At 62.7% G+C, this 25,300-nt stretch carries 20 protein-coding genes; 8 read left to right on the top strand and 12 right to left on the bottom strand.

Annotated features, from left to right (window positions below):
- Positions 1-53: 53 nt before the first annotated feature.
- Entirely contained in the window at positions 54-2,393 is a 2,340-nt protein-coding gene (locus DENOEST_RS05990) for an efflux RND transporter permease subunit (RefSeq protein WP_145771643.1), read from the bottom strand.
- 24 nt (positions 2,394-2,417) lie between these two features.
- Positions 2,418-3,407, bottom strand: coding sequence for a WD40/YVTN/BNR-like repeat-containing protein (locus DENOEST_RS05985; protein ID WP_197970539.1), 990 nt, complete (start codon positions 3,405-3,407; stop codon positions 2,418-2,420).
- A gap of 498 nt (positions 3,408-3,905) precedes the next feature.
- On the opposite strand from DENOEST_RS05985, the gene npdG reads away from it, so the two are divergent.
- On the top strand, positions 3,906-4,583 hold the full coding sequence (npdG, locus tag DENOEST_RS05980) for an NADPH-dependent F420 reductase (protein WP_145771645.1): 678 nt from the start codon (positions 3,906-3,908) through the stop codon (positions 4,581-4,583).
- Positions 4,584-4,643: 60 nt separating this feature from the next.
- On the opposite strand, the gene DENOEST_RS05975 is transcribed toward npdG, so the two are convergent.
- From DENOEST_RS05975 to DENOEST_RS05945, 7 genes are all read right to left on the bottom strand, one after another.
- On the bottom strand, positions 4,644-5,549 hold the full coding sequence (locus DENOEST_RS05975) for a helix-turn-helix domain-containing protein (RefSeq protein WP_170228264.1): 906 nt from the start codon (positions 5,547-5,549) through the stop codon (positions 4,644-4,646).
- 233 nt (positions 5,550-5,782) lie between these two features.
- Entirely contained in the window at positions 5,783-6,982 is a 1,200-nt protein-coding gene (locus tag DENOEST_RS05970) for a LeuA family protein (RefSeq protein ID WP_145771647.1), read from the bottom strand.
- Positions 6,983-6,996: 14 nt separating this feature from the next.
- The gene (locus tag DENOEST_RS05965) at positions 6,997-7,812 is read right to left on the bottom strand and encodes a cyclase family protein (RefSeq protein ID WP_145771648.1); all 816 of its coding nucleotides are present in this window, start codon (positions 7,810-7,812) and stop codon (positions 6,997-6,999) included.
- A 65-nt stretch (positions 7,813-7,877) separates the two neighbouring features.
- Positions 7,878-10,268: a 5-amino-6-(D-ribitylamino)uracil--L-tyrosine 4-hydroxyphenyl transferase CofH gene (gene cofH, locus DENOEST_RS05960; protein WP_145771649.1), complete on the bottom strand. Its 2,391-nt coding sequence runs from the start codon at positions 10,266-10,268 to the stop codon at positions 7,878-7,880.
- A gap of 72 nt (positions 10,269-10,340) precedes the next feature.
- The gene (locus tag DENOEST_RS05955) at positions 10,341-11,612 is read right to left on the bottom strand and encodes a M20/M25/M40 family metallo-hydrolase (RefSeq protein ID WP_145771650.1); all 1,272 of its coding nucleotides are present in this window, start codon (positions 11,610-11,612) and stop codon (positions 10,341-10,343) included.
- Between the two features lie 16 nt (positions 11,613-11,628).
- On the bottom strand, positions 11,629-12,549 hold the full coding sequence (locus DENOEST_RS05950) for a fumarylacetoacetate hydrolase family protein (RefSeq protein ID WP_145771651.1): 921 nt from the start codon (positions 12,547-12,549) through the stop codon (positions 11,629-11,631).
- A 63-nt stretch (positions 12,550-12,612) separates the two neighbouring features.
- Positions 12,613-13,710: an LLM class flavin-dependent oxidoreductase gene (locus DENOEST_RS05945; protein ID WP_170228265.1), complete on the bottom strand. Its 1,098-nt coding sequence runs from the start codon at positions 13,708-13,710 to the stop codon at positions 12,613-12,615.
- A gap of 344 nt (positions 13,711-14,054) precedes the next feature.
- Between DENOEST_RS05945 and DENOEST_RS05940 the strand changes: the two genes are divergently transcribed.
- From DENOEST_RS05940 to DENOEST_RS05910, 7 genes are all read left to right on the top strand, one after another.
- Positions 14,055-17,504: a pyruvate carboxylase gene (locus DENOEST_RS05940; protein ID WP_145771653.1), complete on the top strand. Its 3,450-nt coding sequence runs from the start codon at positions 14,055-14,057 to the stop codon at positions 17,502-17,504.
- Between the two features lie 10 nt (positions 17,505-17,514).
- On the top strand, positions 17,515-18,123 hold the full coding sequence (locus DENOEST_RS05935; RefSeq protein WP_145771654.1) for an antibiotic biosynthesis monooxygenase: 609 nt from the start codon (positions 17,515-17,517) through the stop codon (positions 18,121-18,123).
- Positions 18,124-18,339: 216 nt separating this feature from the next.
- The gene (locus DENOEST_RS05930) at positions 18,340-19,389 is read left to right on the top strand and encodes a Fic family protein (RefSeq protein WP_145771655.1); all 1,050 of its coding nucleotides are present in this window, start codon (positions 18,340-18,342) and stop codon (positions 19,387-19,389) included.
- A 10-nt stretch (positions 19,390-19,399) separates the two neighbouring features.
- Positions 19,400-19,855 (top strand): DUF1016 N-terminal domain-containing protein, encoded by a 456-nt coding sequence (locus DENOEST_RS05925; RefSeq protein ID WP_170228266.1) that lies wholly within the window; start codon positions 19,400-19,402, stop codon positions 19,853-19,855.
- A 31-nt stretch (positions 19,856-19,886) separates the two neighbouring features.
- Positions 19,887-21,074: an AAA family ATPase gene (locus tag DENOEST_RS05920; protein WP_145771657.1), complete on the top strand. Its 1,188-nt coding sequence runs from the start codon at positions 19,887-19,889 to the stop codon at positions 21,072-21,074.
- On the top strand, positions 21,071-21,664 hold the full coding sequence (locus DENOEST_RS05915) for a DUF4276 family protein (protein ID WP_145771658.1): 594 nt from the start codon (positions 21,071-21,073) through the stop codon (positions 21,662-21,664). Before DENOEST_RS05920 ends, DENOEST_RS05915 begins: the two co-directional genes overlap by 4 nt.
- 245 nt (positions 21,665-21,909) lie before the next feature.
- Positions 21,910-22,119, top strand: a complete 210-nt coding sequence (locus tag DENOEST_RS05910) for a DUF3079 domain-containing protein (RefSeq protein WP_145771659.1) — start codon at positions 21,910-21,912, stop codon at positions 22,117-22,119.
- A gap of 17 nt (positions 22,120-22,136) precedes the next feature.
- On the opposite strand, the gene DENOEST_RS05905 is transcribed toward DENOEST_RS05910, so the two are convergent.
- From DENOEST_RS05905 to DENOEST_RS05895, 3 genes are all read right to left on the bottom strand, one after another.
- Positions 22,137-23,366, bottom strand: a complete 1,230-nt coding sequence (locus DENOEST_RS05905; protein ID WP_145771660.1) for a multidrug effflux MFS transporter — start codon at positions 23,364-23,366, stop codon at positions 22,137-22,139.
- A 91-nt stretch (positions 23,367-23,457) separates the two neighbouring features.
- Positions 23,458-24,366, bottom strand: a complete 909-nt coding sequence (gene fdhD / locus DENOEST_RS05900; RefSeq protein WP_145771661.1) for a formate dehydrogenase accessory sulfurtransferase FdhD — start codon at positions 24,364-24,366, stop codon at positions 23,458-23,460.
- 12 nt (positions 24,367-24,378) lie between these two features.
- On the bottom strand, positions 24,379-25,299 hold the full coding sequence (locus tag DENOEST_RS05895) for a dimethyl sulfoxide reductase anchor subunit (RefSeq protein WP_145771662.1): 921 nt from the start codon (positions 25,297-25,299) through the stop codon (positions 24,379-24,381).
- Position 25,300 lies beyond the last annotated feature (1 nt).

The following is a 25,300-nucleotide window of genomic DNA, read 5'->3' as shown; positions in this document are numbered from 1 at the left end:
CATGAATGAATCGAACAATTTCCGGTTACGACTCCTACTGAACCACCTGGGTACTACTTCTGACCAAACACAAAGGCCGGCCGAAAAACAAACAACATCGAAGGCATCAGCAACAGGGCGGAACTGGCCGACACCGCCAGCCAGATACCCATCAACAGCGCCATTTCAGCCTGGAAGCGCAGGGAGGACACCCACCAGAGCATCACCGCCAGGATCAACACCAGGGCCGTGATCACCACGCCGAAGCCGGTGCTGTGGAGCGCGATGGTGGTGGCCGTCACGGCATCCTTGCCCAGGGCCAGCTCTTCCTTGATGCGATCGGCAATATAGAAGGCGTAGTCGACGCCCAGCCCGATCCCCAGGGCCGCCACCGGAACGGTGTTGATGTTCATGCCGATGTCCATGTAGGCCATCATCGAGAAGGTGATCGTGTTGGACAGAATCACCGGCACCATGAAGACCATGCCGGCAATCGTCGATCGATAGACGATGCTGCAGATGATCACCAGGACAAAGAGCGCCAGGGCGATGGCCTCGATCTGTCCGGAAAGAATGATTTCATTGACCGCCGCCATCACGCCCACCGCGCCGCCGGCCAGGTAGTAGGCCCCCTGGCTGAGGGGGTTGCGCTCGATGAATTCCTTCACCCGGGCGACCGCAGTACGAATGGTCTCCCCCTGGCGATCCCGGAACAGCAGGGTGACCGAGGCGTTCTGGTAGCTGGTATCCACCAGTCGATCCAGATCCCCCGGTTCGGAAACCGACTCGAACAGGTACATCAGGGAGCCATTGACGGTCTCGTTGCCACCCAGCTCGTAATAGCGCGGGTTGCCCTCATGCATGATGCGATTCACCGTGGGCACCACGTCGGCAATGGAGAGGGAGCCGCCGATCTCCGGCTGGGCGGTCATGAAGCGCTGGAACTTGCTGATGTTTTCCAGCACCTCGGTCCTCTTGACGAAGCCGGCGCTTTCATCGCCCACCACCACGAACATGCGGTCCACGCCCTTGAAGCGTTGGTTGATGGCCGCTGAGTCCTTGTTGTAGGGCGCATCCGACCAAAGGATCGGAGATCCGGGATTGGCGTCTCCTATCTTCAGATTGAAGGCGTAGAAGGCAGAAATACCGAATACCAGCGCCGCCATGGAAAGCACCACATAGCGAGCCCGGGAAGTGGCCACCCAGGCGCAGAAGCCGAGGAACTTGTGCAATACCGGGGCCGAGTTAACCGGATGGGCGAAACCCTTCGGATGACGCCCCCAGGACAGCAGGACCGGCGTCAGGATCACCGCGCTGACGGACAGCGTGAATACCCAGACTACCGACAGCAGGGTGAGTTTCTGCAACAGGGGAATGGGGCTGAGGGCCACCACAGCCATGCACCCGGCATCGGCAATGATGCCCAGCATGCCAGGCCGGAACATGTCGAGCAGGGCCAGGCGGGCGGCATCCTCGCATTTCTCATGGCCGGATTCGATGGCATCCACCTCCTCGTCGAAGCGATTGACGATCTGTACCGAATGGGAGACGGCCCGGGCACTGATCAGCACCGCCACCACGATGACCAGGGGTTCGAAATGGATGCCCGCCAGCTTGATGACGCCCAGGGCCCAGATGGCGCTGATCAGTCCCGCCAGCATCGGCAGCACGGTGTTGCGCCAGGTCCGGGTAAAGAAGAACAGCAGAGCGGCAATCAGGGCAGCCGTTGCCAGCACCAGATGGAAGGTCTCTGGCAGGTGGTGATTCACCCAGCCGTACAGGATCGGATCTCCAACCACGTGAATGTGCACCCGGTCATCCTTGACCTTGGCAACCATTTCGTTGATTTCCTTGAAGACCACGCCGTAGTCCACCAGCCGGTCAATGAAATCCACGGTAATCAGAGCCGCCTTGAGATCGGTGGAAACATAGCTGCCATAAACCAGAGGATTGCGGACCACCGCCGCCTTCAACTCCTGGAGCTCGGCCTCTGTCTTCGGCACGTCGGGCCACATCAGGGGGCGGGTCTCGATGTTGTCCGTGGACGCCCTGACCTCCTTGGCCTTCTTGGAGGCCAGGGAAATGATCTGGAACGGATTGACCGCCGAAACCTTGCGCAATTCCAGGGTCAGGGTCTGCACCTTTTCCAGGATTGCGGGATCGAAGATATCGCCCTTGTCCGCCTCCACCATGATGGTGACCATGTTGGAGCCGCCGAAGGTATCGGCAAATTTCTCGTGCACCTTCACGTAGGGATGGGAAGACGGCAGCATGTCCGCGAAGACCGTCTTCACCTCCACCAGGGCCGCGAAGTACGTGAGAATGGCGGTTGCCAGTCCCAGTACGATGACGACCGCTGCCCGGCGTCGAATGCAGAATGTGGAAAACCTTGCTATCCAGCCTGTTTCAATCATTACAGTACCCTGCCATTCCGTGATTTATTTGCCAGCGCCCAGCCTGCGCCAGGAACCGTCTTCCCCGGACCACTCGCCAAGGGTTGCGCCAGCCAGATAAAAGCGGTCCCCGGATGATGCGATGCGGGTATGCCAGGCCAGTTCCATGGCATCCAGCCCACCACCAGTCCAAGTGGCCGCCTCGGCATCAGCTTTCGCATAAACGCCCTGATCGCCCACCACGAGCCACTGCTTCCGGGAACCGTCCCAGATCACGTCATAGAAGTGAAGCTTCAATGGAGCGCCATCCTTGCGCGTAGCAACCGCCCGTCTCCAGGTCTTGCCTCCATCCCGGGTGACCAGGATGACGCCCTCCAGGCCCACCGCCACAGCGTTCTGGGCATCCCGGAATGCCAGGGCCATCAGGCTGCTTTTGACTCCCGATGGGGTCATGTCCCAATGAATACCGCCGTCGGTGGTTCGCAGAATGGCCCCCGCTTCGCCCACAACCCAGCCGGATTTTTCATCCATCATGGCGATATCGTTGAACGCCGTATCCTGGGCGGGGCGCCGCCGCTCCCAGGTTTTGCCGTAATCGCCGGAATACAGCAGAGCGCCCATTTCACCAACGGCCCAGGCACGACCATCGGCCAGTGCCTTCACTCGCAGCAATTTATCCAGGGAAGCCGGTAGGAAATCGATCCTTTTCTGCTCCCATTTCACGCCACCGTCCGCGGTCAGCAACACCATGCCGCCATTGCCAACGGCCAGCAGCCGGTGAGTATCCCAGGCGGCGACATCCTGGAGATGGTGGGCCGTGCTCGGTCCCTGGGATTTCCAGCTGGTGCCGCCATCCTTGCTGTGTATGATCTTTCCGTGATTGCCAGCAGCCCACAACTGGCTGGATTCCGGTGCAGCAAAACCGAAGAAGGCGTCGCTGCGCTCTATGACGGGAGGCTCCACAGTAGACCCCACTGCCTTCGGTTTGATGAATATGCCCGCCCAGAGCAGGCCGGCGATTATCAGCCAGGGCATTGCCGATAATCCGAACTTGATCAGTCGTGCCATCGACACGCCTGAACTGCCTCTTTGTGACATAGCGCCACTTCCTCCATCATGATTTACGTCCGCTTCCCCGATCGTCGGCGCTGGATCGCCGCATCGGGCATGGCTGTCTTATTGCAGCGATAGGGGGCAGTCCGAAACCCGATCCTGCATTTCCTGGCTATCCCATATACGTTCGGGATGATTGTGTCGCTCCAGGGGTTTGGATTCTTGCTCGCCCACGCTGAAACGATTGACCGGCGATGCATCGCTGCAAGGAATTTCATCCCGGCCACACCATCGTCGCCATCCCGCGCTGGCTGCGGTTCCACGAGGATCCGCTGCACGACAGCCCCGCTTCGTTCGGAGTCAATACCCGCGCTCTTAGAGGCAAGAGCTCGCCTTTCCCCGTTGCTAGTCTCCCGATTCCGGTGATCCCGCCACAGGCGAACGGTCACTCCACTTGACGGAAACCACTAGGAGACTCAAATGACAGCGCGCAAACCTTCACTGACTTTCATCGGCGGCACGGGAGACCTGGGCTCCGGACTGGCGTGGCGCTTCGCCATGGCCGGCTATCCAGTGATCATCGGCTCCCGCGCCGCCGACAAGGCGGAAGCTGCGGCGGCAGAAATGAGCAAGGGGGGAATCCTGTCCGTCCAGGGCATGAGCAACGCCGACGCGGCACAGGCAGGCGACATCGTGTTCATGACCGTTCCCTTCGCCAACCATGAAGGGACCCTGGCTTCGATCCGGGAGGGCGTCCAGGAAAAGATATTCGTGGACTCCACGGTTCCCCTGATGCCGCCCAAGGTGACTCGCGTGCAACTGCCCGCCAGCGGCTGCGTGGCGAAGCAGACCCAGGATTTCCTGGGAGAGAATGTGCGAGTCGTGTCCGCCTTCCAGAACGTGGCGGCCGCCCATCTTCAGAACGAGGAAGCCCACCTGGGGGATTGCGACGTGCTGGTAACCGGAAACGATGTGGAGGCCCGGGACACCGTCGTCCGCCTGGCTTCCGAAATCGGCTTCAAGGCCTGGCATGCGGGACCGATAGAGAACTCGGCCGTGGCGGAAGCCCTTACCTCCGTGCTGATTTTCCTGAACAAGCGCTACGGCATCGCCGGCGCCGGCATTCACGTCACGGGAACCCCGACCAAGGACATCTGAGGCCGAAAGTACAAAGGCCGGGACTCCCCGAGGAGACCCGGCCTGAAGCGAGACCAGAAGTCAGTTGGCGACGATGTCCGTCAGGTCCCCATTGCGGGCTTTGGTTCTCAGGTGGCCGGGCGAAATGCCGAAGCGATCCTTGAACGCCCGGCTGAAATGGGCGGAATCGTTGAACCCCCGACGGTAGGCGATTTCGCAGATGGTCAGGGAAGCCATGGCCTGGTCCAGCAGATCCTCCCGACCGGCCTTCAGGCGGCGATCCCAGATCCACTTGCTGACGGTCATGCCGCTTTGCTGGAACAGCCCATGCAGGTGGCGCACGGAAATGAAATTGGCCTCGGCAATTTTGGTCGGGGTCAATTCGTGGTCGGTGAAGTGCTCCTCGAGATAGGACAGGATTCGGCACAGACGGGCCGACTGGTTCTTTTCGTTGTCCTTGGAGTTCGATTTGGCCCGGGAGCGAACCACCGCACCGACCAGGGCCAGAAAGCTTTCGGACAGGGTGTATTGCTCGATGTCGGTCAGATCCCCCTCCGCCTCCAGGGTGAGGGACTTCAACAGATTGATGACCACGGGCACCAGGCCACCGCCATCAAACACTGCGGCGCCAAAATCACGGACTTCCCGCCCGAGCACGCGCTCGTGAAAAATCCGATGGGGAATCCGCAGGATGATCTTGCTGCCCTTCTCGGGGTAATTCACGCTGTAGGGAATCCCGCCGGGAACGATCGCGAAGGCATCCTGGCCCAGGGTGAATTCCCGCTCGCCCTGGCTGATCACCGCAGTCCCCTCCAACTGCACATGCAGCAGCAGGTCGAAAACGCGGTCGGCGAGGATGTCCTCGTCCCGACGGCACACCGTAACCGGATCGCTCTCGATGCAGTGGATGGTCAGGGTAGCCAGCTTGAAGCGACTGACTGCGTAGTGACCAAAGGGTTCAGCGTGCCGCTGGGCCAGAACGCGCACGACTGAATTTGCTACGTTATCCAATGGCAGTGCCTCGACCGCAAGTGGCATACCCATAATCAAGCCTCCTCCAGTGGGAGCCCGCCCGAAACCCGGACGGGAACTCCCGAGATTGCTGTCTCTGTAGCTGGCCAAATCGATTGGCTCTTGTTGCTTTTTCATGAGTTCATGACGTTGATACCAGAATAGCAGGCGCTCAGTCAACCGATGGCCACACTGCTGTGGTATCCACGTCAACAGGCGCTGGCCATGGCCACGAATTCGACGTCGCTGACCAGTCGGTGGGTCCGCGTCGACTGCTCCTTGACCTGGGCCAGCAGCACCGAAAATTTGTCCTCGGGCACCGCCAGACCCAACTCCTTCACTTTGAGTTCAATATTGGCCAGGCCGCTCTTCTTGCCCAGCACGATGCCGCGGTGGGCGGCAACGATGGATGATGAGTAGGGTTCGATCGCGTCAGGCATGTGGAACTGGGCCGCCACGGCGCCGCTTTCCCGCACGAAGAGAGATTCGCCCACCACGGGCTTCCAGCGATCCACCTGATAATCCCCGGCACGACGCACCAGTTCCGAGACCTTGCGGGCCTTGGACAGATCCATTTCCACCGGCACGTTGTAAAGGCATTGCAACGCCAGGGCCACTTCGCAGATGTCGGCATTGCCGGCACGCTCGCCCATGCCGTTGATGGTGCCCTGGATCCAGGTGGCCCCACCCCGCACCGCGGCAATGGCGGCGGCCGTAGCCAGACCGAAGTCGTTGTGGCCATGCCAGTGGATAGGCACCTCCGGCCCCACCCAGGAGGCCACCTTACCAATCAGGAATTCAACAGCCTCCGGCGCGCAGGCGCCGATGGTATCCACCACCGACACCTCCGATGCCCCGGCGGCGATAGCCGCCTTGTAGACCTGCTCCAGGAAACCCAGGTCGGAGCGGGTGGCATCCACCGGAAAGAAATTGACCCGCATGCCGTGGGTCCGTGCATGCCGTATCGCATCGCTCATCCGGGCGATCACGCTTTCCCGGGTGAAGCCGTAGGCCTGCATTTTCTGTTCGCTGGTGGCGATCTCGATCAGCACCGAGGTGGTGCCCAGCTCGATGTGGGCGTCGATGTCGGCCTTTACGGCCCGGGCGAAGCCCCATATCTCGGACTTTAGCCCCGCATCGAGAATGCGGCGCACCGCCAGGGTGTCCTCCTCTGAAACACGGGGGAAACCGGACTCGATCCGCCCCACCCCCAGTTCATCCAGGGCGCGGGCGATTTCGTACTTGGCGTCGGCGGAAAACACCACGCCGACGGCCTGCTCACCGTCCCGCAGGGTCGTGTCGTAGAAGCGCACGGTGCGGCTGCGGTCGAAACCGTCCTGAACGGCGGGCCGCTGGTTGATGTCGCCGGTCCAGATCAGATCGGGGGAAATGGATGCACTGCCTTTCATGATGTCACCTCGGTTCAAGCAATTGCGATGGGCCGGATCAGGGAGGCTTCGCCCCCCTTGATCTTCAAGGGCAGCACGACCACCGTGCTGACAGAACGCCGGTCGGCCGCAAGTTTTTCCAGGGTCAGGCTCTTCATCACATAGATGCCTGCCTCCACCAGGATGATGCGATGGCTGGCAAAGGGTGCCGGCACCCCCAGGGAGAGGTTGTCAATGCCCACCAGCCGGGGCTTCTTCGCCGCGACCCAGTGGGCTGCATCGTCGTTGAGGCCCGCCCACTTGTTCAGATAGGTATCCCGGTCGGTTTCGAAAAAGCGCCCGTAGCCGGTGCGCACCAGGATGCAGTCGCCCTCGTTGATCGTTACTCCCTGCTTTTCAGCCGCCCCCGCCAGATCCTCCGAGGTGATGGCGTAGCGTTCCGGCAGCAGGTCCACGCCCTTGTAGGCAGGAATGTCCAGCAGGACCGCCCGCAGCAGCAGGGGAGGAACCTTCTCCATGCTGTGCAGGGGCTCCGGCAGGTTGGTGAAACCGGTATCCCGCTGATAGGGCGTCACGTCGATGCCCATCACCTTGTTGTCCTGGGACATATGGATCGGCGCATCGAAATGGGTGCCCGAGTGCATCGAGGTCACCACCAGACTGATGGCGTCCGAGAAGCCCGGCTCGATACCCATCTCGTCGAAGGACTTGCGGACGTACTCGTGGTAGCGGTAAAGAAAGAACTGAAAGGGCGGATCGAAGGGATGCACCGGCATCGCGGGCCAGTAGGCCTGGCCAAGATCGTAGACGTCGGCCTTGGACAGGGCATCAAACAGGGCTTGACCGCTCATTTTTGTTTCCTCTCATTATTTTGGTATGGCAATGCAGAAGCCTTCATCGCAAAAGTCGGAGGCTATCAACCGTGGTCTACCATCAGCCGCACATTCCGCGATGAACGGGAGAACCATGGGCGTTGCCGCGGGGATCCGTAGAGCGTGTTGCGTTGTATCGGTTCGCGCCCGATGGAACGGATAAGGGCCTCCAGCTCGCCGGGTTCCATCTCCTGGCCGTGGCCGCCACCGGCGGCGCGGCTGATGCTCTCGTTCATCAGAGTGCCCCCCAGATCGTTGGCGCCTGCCTGCAGGCAGGCAACAACCCCTTCCCTTCCCATCTTCACCCAGGAGGTCTGGATATTGCCGATCAGGGGATGCAGGGCCAGGCGAGCAACGGCATGCAGCAGCACCGCCTCGCGGAAGGTGGGCCCGCGCCGGGCCCGGCCGCGCCGATAGAGGGGCGCCTCCATATGCACGAAGGGCAGCGGTACGAACTCGGTGAACCCGCCCGTCTCCTCCTGCAGGTCCCGCAGATGGAGCAGATGGCGGGCCCAATGGAAGGGTTGCTCCATGTGGCCGTACATGATGGTGGCGGTGCTCTTCAAGCCGAGGCGGTGAGCGACCCGCATCACCTCGGTCCACTGGTCCACCGTAAGCTTGTCCGGGCAGAGCACCCGGCGCACCTCCTCGTCGAGGATCTCCGCCGCGGTGCCCGGCAGGGAGCCCAATCCCGCCGCCTTCAACTCGGCCAGGTAGTCCTCCAGAGGCACACCCAGGGTCTGGGCGCCCTGCCATATCTCCAGGGGGGAGAAGGCATGGATGTGCAGATCCGGCAGAAGCGCCTTGATCGCCTTGCAGATATCGATGTAGGTCTGGCCCGTGTAGGAAGGATGGATCCCCCCTTGCAGGCAGACCTCGACGGCCCCACGGTCCCAGGCCTCTGAGGCCTTCTGCTGGATTTCGGCCAGGGGCAGGTTGTAGGCCTTGCCGCGCAGTTCCTCGCTGGTCTTGCCCTTGGAGAAGGCGCAAAACTGGCACTGGTAGGAACAGATATTGGTGTAGTTGATGTTGCAGTTCGGGATATAGGTGACTGCATCGCCCTTCACGTCCAGGCGCAGTTCGTCCGCCGCCGCGCAGAGGATCCGGAAATCTCCGCCCCGCACGTTGAACATCCTGGTCAGTTCCTTTTCCGACAGCCGCACACCCCGGGCCGCCTTTTCGGCATAGCGATAGGCCTGGCTGCCCAGGGAGTAATTCAGGTGCCTGGACTTCGGAAACGCGGGCAGTTCCGGCGGTTTGGTGCCCTCGCCGGGAGACCATCCATCCACGCGGGGGAAACCTCCGGCATCCACCCGTTCGCGTACCGACTGCTGCAATCCCCCATCCACCCACTCCTCCATCTGCTGCACATAGGTCGGATACAGGGGCAGACGCGGCAGCAGAATCTTTCCCGCCGCCTCGGTCTCCCGCGCCAGGAGCCGCAAATGAGGCCAGGGAGCCTCGGGGTTTACATGATCCGGCGTCACCGGCGATACCCCGCCCAGATCGTTGATACCGGAATCGATCAAGGCCTTCAGGGACTGGGGAGAAAGATTGGGGGGAGCCTGAATATTGGCTTCCGGACCCAGGATGATGCGAGCCACAGCGATGGTCCAGCACAACTCTTCCAGGGAAGGCTCTTCGGCCTCTGCCATCTTGGTCCCTGGCTTGCGGCGGAAATTCTGGATGATCACTTCCTGGAGATGGCCGTAGGCATCGTGCAGGTCCCGCAGCGCCAGCAGGGCCTCGATCCGCTCCCGGCGGTTCTCGCCGATGCCGACCAGCATGCCTGATGTGAAAGGGATTTTCAGACGGCCCGCCTCGGCGATCATGGCCAGGCGCACTGCCGGAATCTTGTCCGGAGAACCATGATGGGGACCGCCCTCTTCCCCCAAGCGTGACACGATGGTCTCCAGCATCAGGCCCTGGGACACTGAGGCCGAACGCAACTCGGCCAGATCCCGTCCTGTCATCACTCCGGCATTGATATGAGGCAACAGCCCCGTCTCTCCATGCACCAGGCGCGCCATGGCCGCCAGATAGGTCACAGTGGACTCGTAGCCCATGGCCGCCAGGGCATCCCGCGCTTTGCCGTAGCGCAGCTCCGGCTTGTCGCCCAGGGTGAACAGGGCCTCATGGCAGCCGGCGCGAGCCCCCGCGCGGGCGATGTCGAGCACCTGCTCCGGTGCGAGGTAAGGAGCATCGTCCCGCCCCGGGTCCCGGGAGAAGCTGCAGTAATGGCAAACATCCCGGCACAGCCGGGTCAAGGGGATGAAGACCTTCGGAGAGTAGGTCACCAGGGAACCATGCCCCTGGTCCCGCATTTTTGCCGCGATCGTCTGCAGGGCCTCGGTGGAATGGCATTCCGCCAATTCCAGCGCAGCCCTGGCATCGAGACGCCCCGACCTTGAAATCGATTCGACTAGGATGTCCATGAACAACCTTTTCCCACTCTTCAACCACCCCATGCCGAATTGGGCGGGCAACTCCTGCCCGCCCCCTGGGTCTTACTCGACCACACCGCAGAGATCCATCATCACTTCGATGTACACCCGCACGATGTCCATCATGTCGCCGATATGGGTGTGCTCGCCCTGAGCCGTGGAGAAACCGCCGCCGCCGGTGCGGATCCGCCCCGCCGAGCCGTAATTGACGGTGGGAATGCCATAGCGGTTCATGTGGGCCGCATCGCTGTACCAGGTCTCGGTGCCCATTTGCGGCGCCTGACCCAGCTGGTGGGTATGGGCGGAAATGATGCTGCTGACCAGTTCGTGGTCGTCCGGAATCGAGGTGCCCGGCGCGGACAGGAAAATCTCCGCCTTGGTGCCTTCCAGATGGGGGTTCGCCTTCACCACGCTGCGGACCACGTCGCGGACCTCGTTGAAGGCCTGCACCGGCAGCACGTCCGGCAAGGTGCGCACATCCAGATAGATCACGCAGTTGTCCGGGGTGCGGGCACCGCGCCAGGGCCAGCCGCCCTCGATGGCGGAGACATTGACCCGGGGCTGGAAATCGCCCACGCGGTTGCGCTGGCAGTAGCCGGGAATCCACTCATGAATCGCGTCCAGCACCACCCGCGCCTTGTTGATGGCGTTGCGGTCCACTTCCGACCAGGCGGTGTGGATCAGGTGGCCCGGCACGGTGATCTTGATCCAGGTGGTGCCGCAGTGACGCGGGATCAGCATCATGTTGGTGGGTTCGCCGAGGATGCAGAAGTCGGCGACGGCGCCGTGGGTGATGGCGAACTTGGTGCCCACGCCATAGCCCTGGTACTGGGGGCCTTCATATTCGTTGACCGGGGCCTTCTCGATCTCGCCGGCCACGCCGGCGATGACCACGTCGCCGCCCAGCCTGATGCCGGCCTTGCGGATGGCCTCCACGGCGGTGACGTAGTTGGCCAGGGCGAACTTCATGTTGAAGGAGCCCATGCCGTAGATCCACTCGTTGTCCACCAAGGTGCCCTTGCACTGGTAGCCGATGCCCCGGTGGGCCTGCTCCGGCCCGAAGGAGGTGTCCAGGTGGCCGTTGAACATCAGCGACTTGCCACCGCCGGCGCCCTGCAGGCGGCCCACGGCGTTGTAGCGCTCGTCGCCGATGGGCTGCAGGGTGGCGTCCATGCCGGCGCCCTTCAGCACCTCGTGATAGGCCCGCGCCACATCGCCCTCGAAACCCGTGGGGCTGGGGATGTTGGTCAGATCGATGGTCAGGTTGACCAGGCGGTCCCGGTCGATCAGGTCCGTGGCCTTCCTGACGAGATCCTTGTTCACATTGTTTGCCATGCTTGCCTCGCCAGGGTTATTCGACAATGAAGGTGGTCAGGGTGCCGAGCTTCTCGACATTGCAGTCGATGCGGTCGCCGCCCTTCAGATAGCTGGCGTCCTTGCGGCCGGCGATGACGCCGGGAGGACTGCCGGAGGTGATCACGTCGCCGGGCTCCAGGGTGATGTTGGACCACCAGGACACCATGTCGGCGATCTTGTAGATCACGTTGCCGGTGTTGGAAGACTGGCGTTCCTCGCCGTTCAGGGTCAGCACCATGGCCAGGTTGTTCACATCGCCCACCTCGTCCAGGGTCACCAGATGGGGTCCCAGGGGGCAGGAGCCGTCGAAGCTCTTGCCCAGCAGGATCACCTTGTTGGAATGCTCCCGGGCCTGGATGTCACGGGCCGACAGATCGTTGAAGATGGTCAGGCCGGCCACATAGTTCAGGGCCTCCTCGGGGGAAACACGGAAGGCCTTCTTGCCGATGATGATGCCCACCTCGATCTCATAGTCGAGCTGCTTGGTGAAATGGGGCACCTGGACCGAGGCTCCGGTGGGCACCACGCTGGAGGGCGCCTCCAGGAAGCCGGTGGGATGCTCGAAATGAAACTCGCCCCAGTTGTGGGACTGCCACTCGGGCTCCTTCCAGGTGGTCAGCTCGGAGAGGTGAGCCGGGAAGTTGCAGGAGGTGTGCATGATCTTGCCGGGCCGGGGAACCGGAGCCTGCAACTCGACATCGTTGGCCGGGATCACATTGGAGCGCCCCAGGGCTGCCTGGGCCGCCACGGCACGGGCACGGGCCATGGCGCTCTCGCCCAGTTCCAGGAAGTCGATCATCCGGGCCGGCAGCTCGCCGTTGGTCGCCCCATGAAGGTCCAGGTAGCCGCCATCGGCCAGCACCACGCCGATGGTGGCCTTGCCGCTCGACTTGATCTTAAAACTCGCCAGTTTCATTTTCGCCTCTCTGTTCTGTTCAACTGTGCCGCGACCCGGCGGCCGCGGCACCCGCTACGCTAATCAGGCCGAAGCCACGGGACCGGGCTTCAACCTGGGCAGCACTTCCGCGCCCATCAGCCGGATGGTTTCCAGGTTGTCCTCGACGGTCTTGCCGACCACTTCCAAGAGGGGCAGGTTGAGACCGGCATCCACCAGCTCCTGGGTGATTTCCAGGCACTCTTCCGGCGTGCCGGAGATCACGGTGAAGCGGCGCATCATCTCGTCGGTCACCAGATGGGTGACGTTGTCCTGGGTGCCCTCGGCGATGGCCTTGCGGAAGGGGTCCCAGCTGCTGTCGGGCAGACCGGAGCCGGCCAGGATCACGTCGTTCTTGATGTTGCGGATCTTGTTGACGATGTAGGTGCCGGTGTAGCTGCGGGTGGCGTTGCGGGCCTTGTCGCCATCACGGGAGCAGGCGCAGAGGATCACGCCGCCCACGGGGAAGCTGTCAGGCAGGGCACGGCCCACGGCGGCGGCGCCGGCCTTCATGTTGTCGATGGCGTACTTGACGAAGGCCGGGGAGGTCAGGCCGGCCAGCAGCATGCCGTCGCTTTCCTTGCCGGAGAGCTTCTGCATGGCGGGGCCGGTGGCGCCCACGTAGATCGGGATGTCGGTGCGCAGGCCACGGCCGGCACGGTCGAAGGCGGGCATGGAGGACTTGTAGTGCTTGCCCTCGTAGGAATACTTCTGGCCGCTGAAGACATGGCGCATGATTTCCATGGACTCGTGATGCACGGCCACGGGACGCATCTTCTCGATGTCGTATTCCAGATACTCGATACCCACCTTGCCCACGCCGATGCCCATCATGAAACGGCCATTGGACAGTTCGTCGATGCCGGCGGCCTCGGAAGCCTGAATGGTCGGGTGTCGCATGTAGGGGGAGGTGATGCCGAGGCCCACCGGGATGTTCTTGGTGGCCTGGGCGACGACGGCCAGGGTGGTGAAGCAGCCCCGGGCCTCCAGTCCGTACTGGCGGAACCAGTGATAGGCTTCCGCGATCCAGAAACCGCCGGTCATGCCGCTGGCCTCGGTCTGTTCCGCATAGGCGCGGATGGCCGACAGGGGCTCATAGGACTTGAAAATCACGCCCATCTTGGGCTGTATGGTCTTGGTCATGTAACGACTCCCACAAAAAGGGTTGGCACGCAGTAACTCGATCGGGTGCAAGGACCAGCCCGGTATCGAACTGGAGTGCATCGTACGGGGGGCATCCGAGGGGAGTCTTGCCCGGCCGGGCGGGGAGCATTGACCAACAGTGCAAAACCAATCGGACGCCTGAATCCGAGCCGATCGGGGGTGAAATCTTGCACTCTGAGACAAATCGCTCCGGTTCACCATGCAAGACCCCACCGCCCGCAGAACGTATCTTTCCCACGCCAAATGCCCGGAGCCTCCCGATGCCGAGGCCCACCGCCTACAACGGGGATCCCTCCTCGCCACCAAGGTCCACTGGGAAGATCATGAAAAGAATCCGCAAACTCCTCATCGCCAACCGCAGCGAAATCGCCATCCGCGTGATGCGGGCCGCCACGGAGCTGGGCATACGCACCGTCGGCATCTATTCCAACGAGGACCGTTTCGCCCTGCACCGCTTCAAGGCCGACGAGAGCTACCTGGTGGGGGCGGGCAGGAAGCCCATCCAGGCCTACCTGGACATCGATGACATCATCCGCATCGCCAAGGAAGCCAAGGCCGACGCGGTCCACCCCGGCTACGGCCTGCTCTCGGAGAACCCGGACTTCGCCGAGGCCTGCGCCGCCAATGGCTTGGCCTTCGTCGGCCCGACGCCGGAGGTAATGCGCACCCTGGGCAACAAGGTGTCAGCACGCAATGCCGCCGTCGCCGCCGGCGTGCCTGTAATGCCCGCCACCGGCCCCCTGCCCCGGGAGTTCGACGAGGCCGCCCGGCTTGCCGGCGGTATCGGCTATCCCCTGATGCTCAAGGCCAGTTGGGGCGGCGGCGGCCGGGGCATGCGGGTCATCGAGTCGGAAGAGGATCTGCGCACCCAGCTCGATGTCGCCCGCCGGGAGGCCATGGCGGCTTTCGGCAACGACGAGGTGTACCTGGAGAAACTGGTAATCAACGCCCGTCACGTGGAGGTCCAGGTCATCGGCGACCGCCATGGCACCGCCATCCATCTCTTCGAGCGGGACTGCTCGGTGCAGCGACGCAACCAGAAGGTGGTGGAACAGGCCCCGGCCCCCTACCTGGATGCCAGTCAGCGGGAAGTCCTGTGCAATGCCGCCCTGAGCCTGGCCCGGGCGGTGGACTACACCCATGCCGGCACCGTCGAGTTCCTGATGGACGGCGATACCGGAAAGTTCTATTTCATCGAGGTAAACCCCCGCATCCAGGTGGAACACACGGTCACCGAGCAGGTCACCGGCGTGGATATCGTCAAGGCCCAGATCCGCATCTGCGAGGGAGGCCGCATCGGCGCGCCCGATTCGGACCTGCCCGCCCAGGAGGACATCCGCCTGTCCGGCCACGCCCTGCAATGCCGCATCACCACCGAGGACCCGGAGCACAACTTCACCCCGGACTACGGCCGCATCTCGGCCTACCGCAGCCCCGCGGGCTTCGGCATCCGCCTGGATGCCGGCACTGCCTATACCGGTGCGGTGATCACCCCCTACTACGACTCCCTGTTGGTAAAGGTCACCGCCTGGGCGCCCAGCGCCCGGGAGGCCATCCATCGCATGGACCGGGCCCTGCGGGAATTCCGTGTGCGGGGACCGGCCACCAACCTGCACTTCCTCGAGAACGTCATCAACCATCCGCTGTTCATCGCCGGTGATTGTTCCACCCGATTCATCGACCAGACGCCGGAACTGTTCCACTTCCCCAAGCGCCGGGACCGGGCCACGCGCCTGCTGCGCTTCATCGGCGAAGTGGTGGTCAATGGCAACGAGGAGGTGAAGGGCCGCACCCTGCCCCATCTGCCCCTCCCCGCCCCCCTGCTGCCCGCCACGGAAGCCACTCCCGGCATCCTGCCCGGCACCCGGGACCGCCTGCAGGCCCTGGGCGCCCAGGGCTTTTCCGAATGGATGCGGGCCCAACCCCAGGTGCTGCTTACCGACACCACGATGCGGGATGCCCACCAGTCCCTCTTCGCCACCCGCATGCGTACCGCCGACATGGCGGCCATCGCCCCCCACTACGCCCGGGCCCTGCCCGAGCTGTTCTCCCTGGAGTGCTGGGGCGGCGCCACCTTCGACGTGGCCATGCGCTTCCTCAAGGAAGACCCCTGGGAACGCCTGGCCCGCCTGCGCCAGGCGGTGCCCAACATCCTGTTCCAGATGCTGTTGCGGGCTTCCAACGCCGTGGGCTACACCAACTATGCCGACAACGTGGTACGCCATTTCGTGCAGCAGGCGGCCCGGGAGGGCATCGACGTGTTCCGGGTGTTCGACTCCCTCAACGCGGTGGACAACATGCGGGTCGCCATGGATGCCGTGATCGAGACCGGCGCCCTGTGCGAAGCGGCCATCTGCTACACGGGGGACATCTTCGATGCCAGCCGCCCCAAGTACAGCCTCAAGTACTACGTGGACATGGCCCGGCAACTGGAGAAGGCCGGCGCCCATATCCTGGGCATCAAGGACATGGCCGGGGTCTGCCGGCCCCGGGCCGCCGCCGCCCTGGTGAAGGCCCTCAAGGAGGAAGTGGGCCTGCCCATCCATTTCCACACCCACGACACCAGCGGCGGTGCCGTGGCCAGCGTGCTGGCCGCCATCGACGCCGGGGTGGATGCGGTGGATGGGGCCATGGATTCCATGAGCGGACTCACCTCCCAGCCCAGCCTGGGCGCCATCGTCGCCGCCCTTCAGGGCGGGGAGCGGGACCCGGAGATTTCCCTGGCCCGACTCCAGCCCTTTGCCCGCTACTGGGAGGACGTGCGCCGGTCCTATGCCCCCTTCGAGGCCGACATCCGCTCCGGCACCTCGGATGTCTATCGCCATGAAATGCCCGGAGGCCAATACACCAACCTGCGGGAGCAGGCCCGGGCCATGGGCCTGGAGCAACGCTGGTCCGAAGTGGCCCAGGCCTACGCCGATGTGAATCAGCTCTTCGGCGACATCGTCAAGGTCACCCCCACTTCCAAGGTCGTGGGCGACATGGCCATCTTCATGGTGGCCAACGAGCTCACCCCGGAACAGGTGGCCGATCCGGCGCGGGAAGTGGCCTTCCCGGAATCGGTGGTATCCCTGTTCCGCGGTGAAATGGGCTTCCCCGCCGACGGCTTCCCCAAGGCCATGCAGGACAAGGTGCTGAAGGGCAAGGCTCCCATGGCGGGCCGGGCCGGCGCCATCATCCCCCCGGCGGACCTGCCGGCGCTGCGCGCCCAGGGCGAGAAGGCCATCGGCCGCCACATGAGCGACACGGAACTGGCTTCCTACCTGATGTATCCCAAGGTCTTCGTGGATTACGCCGAGCACCACCGCCACCATGGCGATGTCTCCCAGCTGCCCACCCCGGTCTTCTTCTATGGCCTGGCGGAACGCCACGAGATCGCCGTGGAGATGGAGCCGGGCAAGACCCTGGTGATCCGTCTCGTCGGCCAGGCCGAGGTGGACGAGGAAGGCATGGTCAAGGTTTTCTTCGAGCTCAACGGCCAGCCCCGCTCCCTGCGCATTCCCAAGCAGGGCGCGCTCATGCGCCATCCGATCCGCCCCAAGGCCGAACTGGGCAACCCCGATCACGTGGCCGCCCCCATGCCCGGCGCCGTGGCTTCGGTCAATGTCAAACCCGGCCAGCCGGTGAAGAAGGGCAGCCCCCTGCTCTCCATCGAGGCCATGAAGATGGAGACCATGCTTACCGCCGAGCGGGATTGCGTGGTGGGCAAGATCCACGTCGCCATCAACGACAAGATCGAAGCCAAGGACCTGCTGATGGAAATCCACGACTGAGGCCAATCCCATGAACCCCCTCCCGACGCCCGCGCATAAGCCCGCTTCAGAACAATTTCTGCTCAGGCCGGAGCGGGACAAGGAGCAGGTCTTGTTCGTGGTGCGCCACCGGGTGAAGATGGAAGCCAGGGAGGCCTACGAACGCTGGCTGAAGCGCATCATGCAGGTGGCGGCCCCCTTCCCCGGCCACCTGGGCGTGCAGATCGTGCGGCCGCCTGCGGGACGACACGAATACGTGATCGCCGTGCGCTTCGAGAGTCAGGCCGACGCCGCCCGCTGGCACCACTCCGATGAGCGGGAGGGCCTGATCACCCAGTTGGGGGATCTGCTGGAAAGCCACGAAGAGATCGACATCGTCAGCGGCCTGGAGTTCTGGTTCACCCCACCCAGCGGCATCATCCCGCCCCGCTGGAAACAACTGCTGGCGACCACGGCAGTGATCTGGCCCCTGACAATTCTGGTTCCCGCCCTGCTCCACCCCCTGCTGGACCGCATTCCCGCCACCCTCCCCGGCTGGCTGTCCCAGGGACTGAACATCCTGACCGTGGTGGCCCTGGCGACCTACCTGATCATGCCCCGCTGGACCCGGCTCCTGGCCAAGTGGCTATATCGCAAGTAGGCGGGGACTGTCCTCCGGGGGACATACAGGAAGAATGGAGCTAACGGTCATGGCGGCAGGCACCACTCCAAATGATGAAACCCGTCACCCCGGCCTGCGCCGGAATGACGAGGAGTGCATGTGTGAGGTTCCATGAAATTGTTCCGCGTTTCACGCTGAATGGCCTGATCAATGGCTCTGGCAGAATGGGTGTAAATGGGCGTAGTATTGGCGCCCATGATCCGATCCCATGCTATCCAGATAACCCCGGAAATCCTGAGCCTCATCGCCGGTATCGATGAGTTCAAGGGGGCCTGGCGTGCGCTCGGCACCCTGGCGCCGGACCGGCTTTCGGCATTGCGCCGCGTCGCCACCATCGAGAGCATCGGCTCGTCCACCCGCATCGAGGGTAGCCGGCTGTCGGACCGGGAAGTCGAACGCCTGCTGTCCAACCTGCAGATCAAGTCCTTCACGACCCGTGACGAACAGGAGGTGGCCGGCTACGCCGAGGTCATGGAACTGGTGTTCTCGTCCTGGCAGGACATCGTGATGACCGAGAACCACATCAAGCAACTGCACCGTGATCTGCTGACCTACAGCGAGAAGGACGCCTGGCATCGGGGCAACTACAAGACCTCCACCAACAGCGTGGTCGCCTTCGACGAGGAGGGTACACAATTGGGCGTGGTGTTCGAAACCGCGACGCCCTTCGACACGCCGCGCCTGATGACCGAGCTGGTCACTTGGTACAACGACGAGCGCAGCGCTGCAAGACTGCACCCGCTGCTGCTCATCGGTATCTGGGTCGTGGTCTTTCTGGAGATCCACCCCTTTCAGGATGGAAACGGTCGCCTGAGCCGGGTACTGACCACCTTGCTGCTGTTGCAGGCAGGCTATGCCTACGTGCCCTACAGCTCGCTCGAAAGCGTGATCGAGCAGAGCAAGGAGGCCTACTACCTCGCGCTGCGGCAAACGCAAGGGACAATCCGGACAGAATCTCCGAACTGGCAGCCCTGGCTGACCTTCTTCCTGCGTGCTCTGGCCGAGCAAGTACGCCGCCTGAATCGCAAGGTGGAGCGCGAGAGGATCGTGCTGGCCACACTGCCCGAACTCTCGCTACAGATCGTCGAGTTCGCAAGGGAACACGGACGCGTGACGATGGGAGATGCGATCCGGCTGACCGGCGGCAATCGCAACACGCTCAAGCAGCACTTCCGGGCCTTGGTGGAGCAAGGCCACCTTGTCCAGCATGGTGCCGGCAGAGGTGTCTGGTACGAGCTGCGCTAGGAGGACATCGATGAACCGTGTGCACCGACAAGGCAATTTCTCGGAACTCAAGGCCCATGACGCGCAGCTTGAGCGACTCGGCTTGCTCGCCGAGCGTTACTTTGCCGATGACCCGAATACCTGCCTCCTGAAACTTCGCCAGCTCGCCGAATGCATAGCCCAGTCCCAGTCGGTCGATTCCCGGGGCGGCGAGCGCCTGGCCCAGGAGTTCGGCCGTGGCGGCGAGGCCAAGAACCTGCGCCGCATGGTGCAGTTTGCCCAGGCATGTGCGAACGGGGTAATTGTCGCGACGCTGTCACGACAATTGAGCTGGAGCCATGTGGTCGCCCTATTGCCGCTCAAGTCGGCAGAGGCCCGGTTGCACTATACCGAACAGGCCGCGCAGGAGCACTGGAGCGTACGCGAACTGCGCGACGATGACGCCACACACACGGCAAAGCGCGGACGGAAAACGACTAAAGTATGAACTTTGCACTGCTGCAAGACAGGATCTGAACATGAAAATAGAATCCATACGCCTGAAAAACTACAAGGTGTTCCGCGATGTGCACCTGAAGGATATTCCACCTTTCCTGGTCGTAGTCGGCGCCAATGGTTCAGGAAAATCCACCTTGTTCGATGTCTTCGGTTTTCTGCACGACTGCCTGAAAGGCACGGTGCGCCAGGCACTGGACAAGCGCGGGCGCTTTCGCGAAGTATTGAGCCGCGAGGCTGACGGCGACACGATCCTGATCGAAATTCAGTACCGCATGCTGATTACCGGCACCGAGCGTCTGGTGACCTATTCGCTGGAAATCGGCGAGCAGAATGGATCGCCGATTGTTCAACGCGAGCTGCTGCGCTACAAGCGCGGGCGCTATGGCAGCCCCTTCCACTTTCTCGATTTTTCCGCAGGCGAAGGCTACGCCATTACCAATGAGGAAGACTTCAACAAGGCCGACGAGGACCTAGAGCGAGAGGTGCAGAAAGTTAGCCCGGACTCGCTGGCCATCAAGGGGTTAGGGCAGTTCGAACGCTTCAAGGCCGCTAATGCTTTCCGCCAGTTGATCGAGTCCTGGCATGTCTCCGATTTCCACATCAGCGCGGCACGGGGACGCAAAGAGGCGGCGGGGGACTCCGAACACTTGTCAGAAACTGGCGATAACTTGCCCCGCGTGGCGCAGTACCTGTTCGAACAGCATCCGCAAACTTTCCAGCGCATCTTGGACATCATGGCGCGGCGTGTACCGGGCGTATCGTCGGTGGAGCCGCGCCTGATGGATGACGGCTACTTGACGCTGCGCTTCCAGGACGGTTCGTTCAAGACACCGTTTCTCGACCGCTATGTGTCGGATGGCACGATCAAGATGTTTGCCTACCTGGTCTTGCTGCACGACCCCCGTCCGCATCCCTTGCTTTGCGTGGAGGAACCGGAAAACCAGCTCTATCCGCGCCTGATGGGCGAACTGGCCGAAGAGTTCCGTCTCTACGCGACTCGGGGCGGCCAGGTACTTGTTTCCACGCATTCGCCGGATTTTCTGAATGCGGTCGCGCTTGATGAAGTCTGCTGGCTGGTGAAGCACCAGGGCGGTACCGAGATTCGTCGCGCCCGTGACGATGCACAGATTGCCGCCTATATGGCCGAAGGCGACCAGATGGGCTACCTGTGGAAACAAGGTTTCTTCGAAGGCGTCGATCCGGAATGAAGGAACTGGTGTTTCTGCTGGAAGAGGATTCGGCCAAAGCCATGCTCGAAAGCCTGCTGCCACGTATTCTGAATCCCGAGATCAAGGCACGCCTGATCCCCTTTGAGGGTAAGCAGGATCTGGAAAAGCAGATGACCAGGCGGATGCGGGGTTACCTCAATCCAGAGGCGCGGTTCATTGTCTTACGAGATCAAGACAATGCACCTAACTGCAAGGCAGTCAAAGCGAAACTGGCTGAAAATTGCCACCACGCGGGGCAGGGAACAAAATCGCTGGTGCGGATCGCCTGCCGGGAATTGGAAACTTTCTACCTTGCCGACTTGAATGCCGTCGAACAAGGATTGTTGATTGATAAATTGGCGAAATATCAGGGAACAGCAAAATTCCGCGATCCGGATGGGCTTGGCAACCCGAGCAAGGAGTTGGCAACGCTAACAAATGGCCGCTATGAAAAGGTCAGTGGTTCACGCGCCATCGGAAAGTACCTTGATGTTGCCAACGAGCGATCACCCAGTTTCAAGAGCCTAATCCGAGGCATTCGGCGCATGGAAAGTGAACTATTGGCCTTACCGGGTCATCAACTGGCATGAGCGTCATCAAACTGTTTCAACTCAAAAACGGCAAAGCCACCGAGCTGCAAGGCTAGCTTCCGATATGGAAAAGCCGCTGCAAATCCTGATCCAGGCCAAGCAGCACCCCATGATTGTCCCCCTTGAGGGAACCGTGTTCCCCAGTTCCATGCCTTGACGCTGATCTTCAGCACTTCATACTATCGGCAGGCGGCGCCGGACCCAGCCGGGTATAAGGGAGCCGCATCGAACTCCGCTCATACCCAATGGCCAAGAAATTCCCCATCCACCCCAAGCACCCCGAGCGCATTTGCTGGGGCTGCGACAAGTATTGTCCCGTGGGTTCCCTGGGTTGCGGCAATGGGTCCGATCGCACCCAGCATCCCATGGAATTGTTGGGTGACGACTGGTACAAGCACGGCGACTGGGGCATCGAACTGGATGATGACCTGGCCGAAGGCGCAGTTGAGGAATAAGCCCCCGGGACCCGCCCCTACTGGACGGGGCGATATCGCACCAGGGCTCGGGCGCTGAGGAATACCGCCAGCCCCATGCATAGGGAGGTCGCCGCCAGGGGCAGGACCGTGCCATCCTGACTGGTTGCCACCCAGACCCCCACCAGCAGCGCTGTCATCATGATGAAAAAGCCGAACAGGCCGGCGGCGGCTCCGGCCTTTTCCGGGAAGGGCGCCACGGCACCAGCCAGGGCACAGGGGAAGTTGATGCCGTGGGCCAGCATGATGCCCCCCATGCAGACGACGAATATCGCCCAGTGGGTCTGACCCATCGCCGTCAGCATGAAAAACAGCAGGCCCCCACCGGCGGAAGCAAGGGTGCCCAGGCCCAGGGTCCGCACCAGACCAAAACGGGACAGCAGATAGCGGCAGATCAAGGTGCCCGAAAGATAGCCCACCACGCCGATCGCGAAGCAGTAGCCAAAATATTCGGTGGGCACCAGGAGTACCCGGATCAGCACATGGGAGGCGCCGGAGATGAAAACAAAGATCGAGCCATAGGAAAGGGCGCCAGGCAGTCCATAGGCCCAGAACCGCGGGCTCACCATGACCTCGCCATAGTTTTTCAGCAGGCGCGACCCGCCGGTGGCCTTGGAATCAAGCCGGACATTGGTTTCCCGCAACCAGTGCCGCGCGGCCAGGAACAGCAGCAGGCCATAGGCAGCGTGGGCGACAAAGGCTGCGCGCCAGCCGAATTGCACCTGAAGATAACTGCCGAGGATGGGGCCGAGAATGGGCGTCAGGGCGAACAGGCTGCTGGCCCGGGCCAATACCTTGGCGCCCTCGGCGGGGGAATAGACGTCGCGGACCATGGCCCGGGTGACCACGGCGCCGGTGCAGCATCCCACTGCCTGAATGAATCGGGCCAGCACCAGCCAGTGCAGGGTCGGCGCGAGGGCGCAGGCGATACTGGCACCGACAAAAATGGCGATGCCCCAAAGCACCGTGGGACGTCGCCCGAAACGATCCGACAGGGGGCCGCTGATGAGCTGGGCGCTGCCAAAGCCCAGCACGAAGAGGGTCAGGGTTTGCTGAACCGCCCCGAGTGTGGTCTGGAAGTAAGTGACCAAATGGGGCATGGAGGCTTGATACAGGTCCGTTGCCAGGGGTTGCAGCATCATGCCCCCGGTCACCAGCCAGAGCAGGGCGCGATGGGAAAAATCGGTATCGTCCTGGGGTGTGGGCAACTTCACAAGCTCGCTTTTCATGATTTCACGACCGCGACCAACAGGGTCGTCAGGCCATGCTTTGACTTCCTTGCCGCCGGGGGCCAGACAAGGATGGAGACAAAAAGCGAGACTAACCCGCTGTCGATTTTGCGTCCATCAACCGATGGACATGGGTATAAACCTTGGCCCCCGGTCCCCGCACGAAACCGCACAGGGTGATGCCGAAGCGATCCGCTAGATCGATGGCCATGGAGGAAGGCGCCGAAATGGCGGCGAGGACTTCAAAGCCGGCACGCACCGACTTGGCCACCATTTCGTAACTGACGCGGCTGGATATGTAGGCACCACAGCCGTCAAAACCCAGACCGCTGAGAAAGCGATAGCCGATCACCTTGTCCAGGGCATTGTGCCGACCCAGATCCTCGGCCACGGCCACCACCTTCCGGTCACGGTCGAACACCGCTGCGCCATGGGCGCCGCCGGTGCGGCCGAAGATGCCCTGGTGGTCCTGCATGGCGTCCCGGATTGACATGAAGTCGGCCACGGACATGCGCAGGCTGTCCGGCACCCGGGGGGCGCAGGCCATGGTCTCTTCCAGTTGGTCCCGGCCGCCGCAGATGCCGCAGGAGCTGTTCATCACCACATTGCGGCGGCGCACGCTGATTTCCTCCGGATGGGCCAGGATGATGCGCACCACGTCAGGCCGCTCGGGGCAGATGGACATGGAAACGATGTCGGAAAGACGATCGACGATGCCCTCGGTGAAGGCGAATCCCGCCGCCAGGGCCAGGGCCTCGGGCACCCCCTCGTCGGAGAGGATGCCGTCCTCGATGGTGAAGCCGACAGCCTGGCGGTTGTCCTCGGTGGGGGTCCACATCAGGGCGTAGGTGCCGATGCCCTCGATGTCCAGGGTGAGCACATCCTCCAGCACCACCCGGCAGTCCACCGGTACCGGGCCGTCGGCACCGATGGAGATTTCCTCCGCCACTGCCGCCCGGGTGCCGAAGTCGCCGTGCCGGGGCAGGCCCACCGGTCCCATGGCTGGGTGCTCCTAGCGCGCCGTGGGCAGGCCGATGCTGCCGGCCAGGTCGTGGGTGATGGGTTCGAACACCGCCGCCCTGAACATCAGGATGCGGAAGGTGAAGAATCCGCCCAGCATCGCCAGGCTGGCCAGGATCACCACCAGATGGGAACCTCCCCCCAGGGCCATCAGGGCCACAGGCACGCCCAGGCCCAACAGCAGCACCAGGTTGCGGAAGGGCGAGGCGTATTCCCCCTGCAGCAGCAACTCCGCGGAGAAGGCCCCGCCCTGGGACTTGCGCCGGGCCAGCATCAGGATGCCGAAAACCACCAGGGTATCGATCATGAGCAGCAGGACGGCCGCCTTGATCAGGCCTTGCAGCAGCAGGACGTCGAGGCTGCCCCAGCCCACGGCCAGTTCCAGCAGCACTCCTGCCGTCAGGGCATAGCAGAAGCTCGACACTGGCAGCAGGGGGCTGGCCCACAGGGTGAGGGCCTCGGAATGGGACATGGCCAGGCCCTGATAGCACATCACCACCAGGGCGCCTGCCACCGCCAGATAGCCCACCAGGGTGGACAGCCCGGAAGGCAGCCCCAGCAGGGCACCCAGGCCCACCAGGGCATCAATCACATGGAGGCCCCCAAAGCCGATCAGGGCCACCACGGCGAGGGCACCGCGACTGACCCAGGAACGATCAGGACGCAGGATGGCCCGCCAGGATTTGCCCGGCACGCCCATGTGGGCGAGATGGAAATACGGCTTGAGGGTTCCGGTGATCAACAGACCGAGGATCATGCCGGGCACGTAGTTGCAATAGAAAGACACCAGGAACAGGCCGGTGCCGACTTCCGCGGAGAAGAAGGCAATGGCCATGGAGGTGTCCCAGTAGCGCTGGAAGCGGTAACCCAGTTTGAAGGAGTTGCCGACCATGCGGTTATCTGTGCTTGTCATT

The sequence above is a fragment of the Denitratisoma oestradiolicum genome (genome assembly GCF_902813185.1).
GTDB classification, from domain to species: domain Bacteria; phylum Pseudomonadota; class Gammaproteobacteria; order Burkholderiales; family Rhodocyclaceae; genus Denitratisoma; species Denitratisoma oestradiolicum.
The sequence above is the reverse complement of the archived record's forward strand: the minus strand, read 5'-3'. Positions and strand labels throughout refer to the sequence as shown.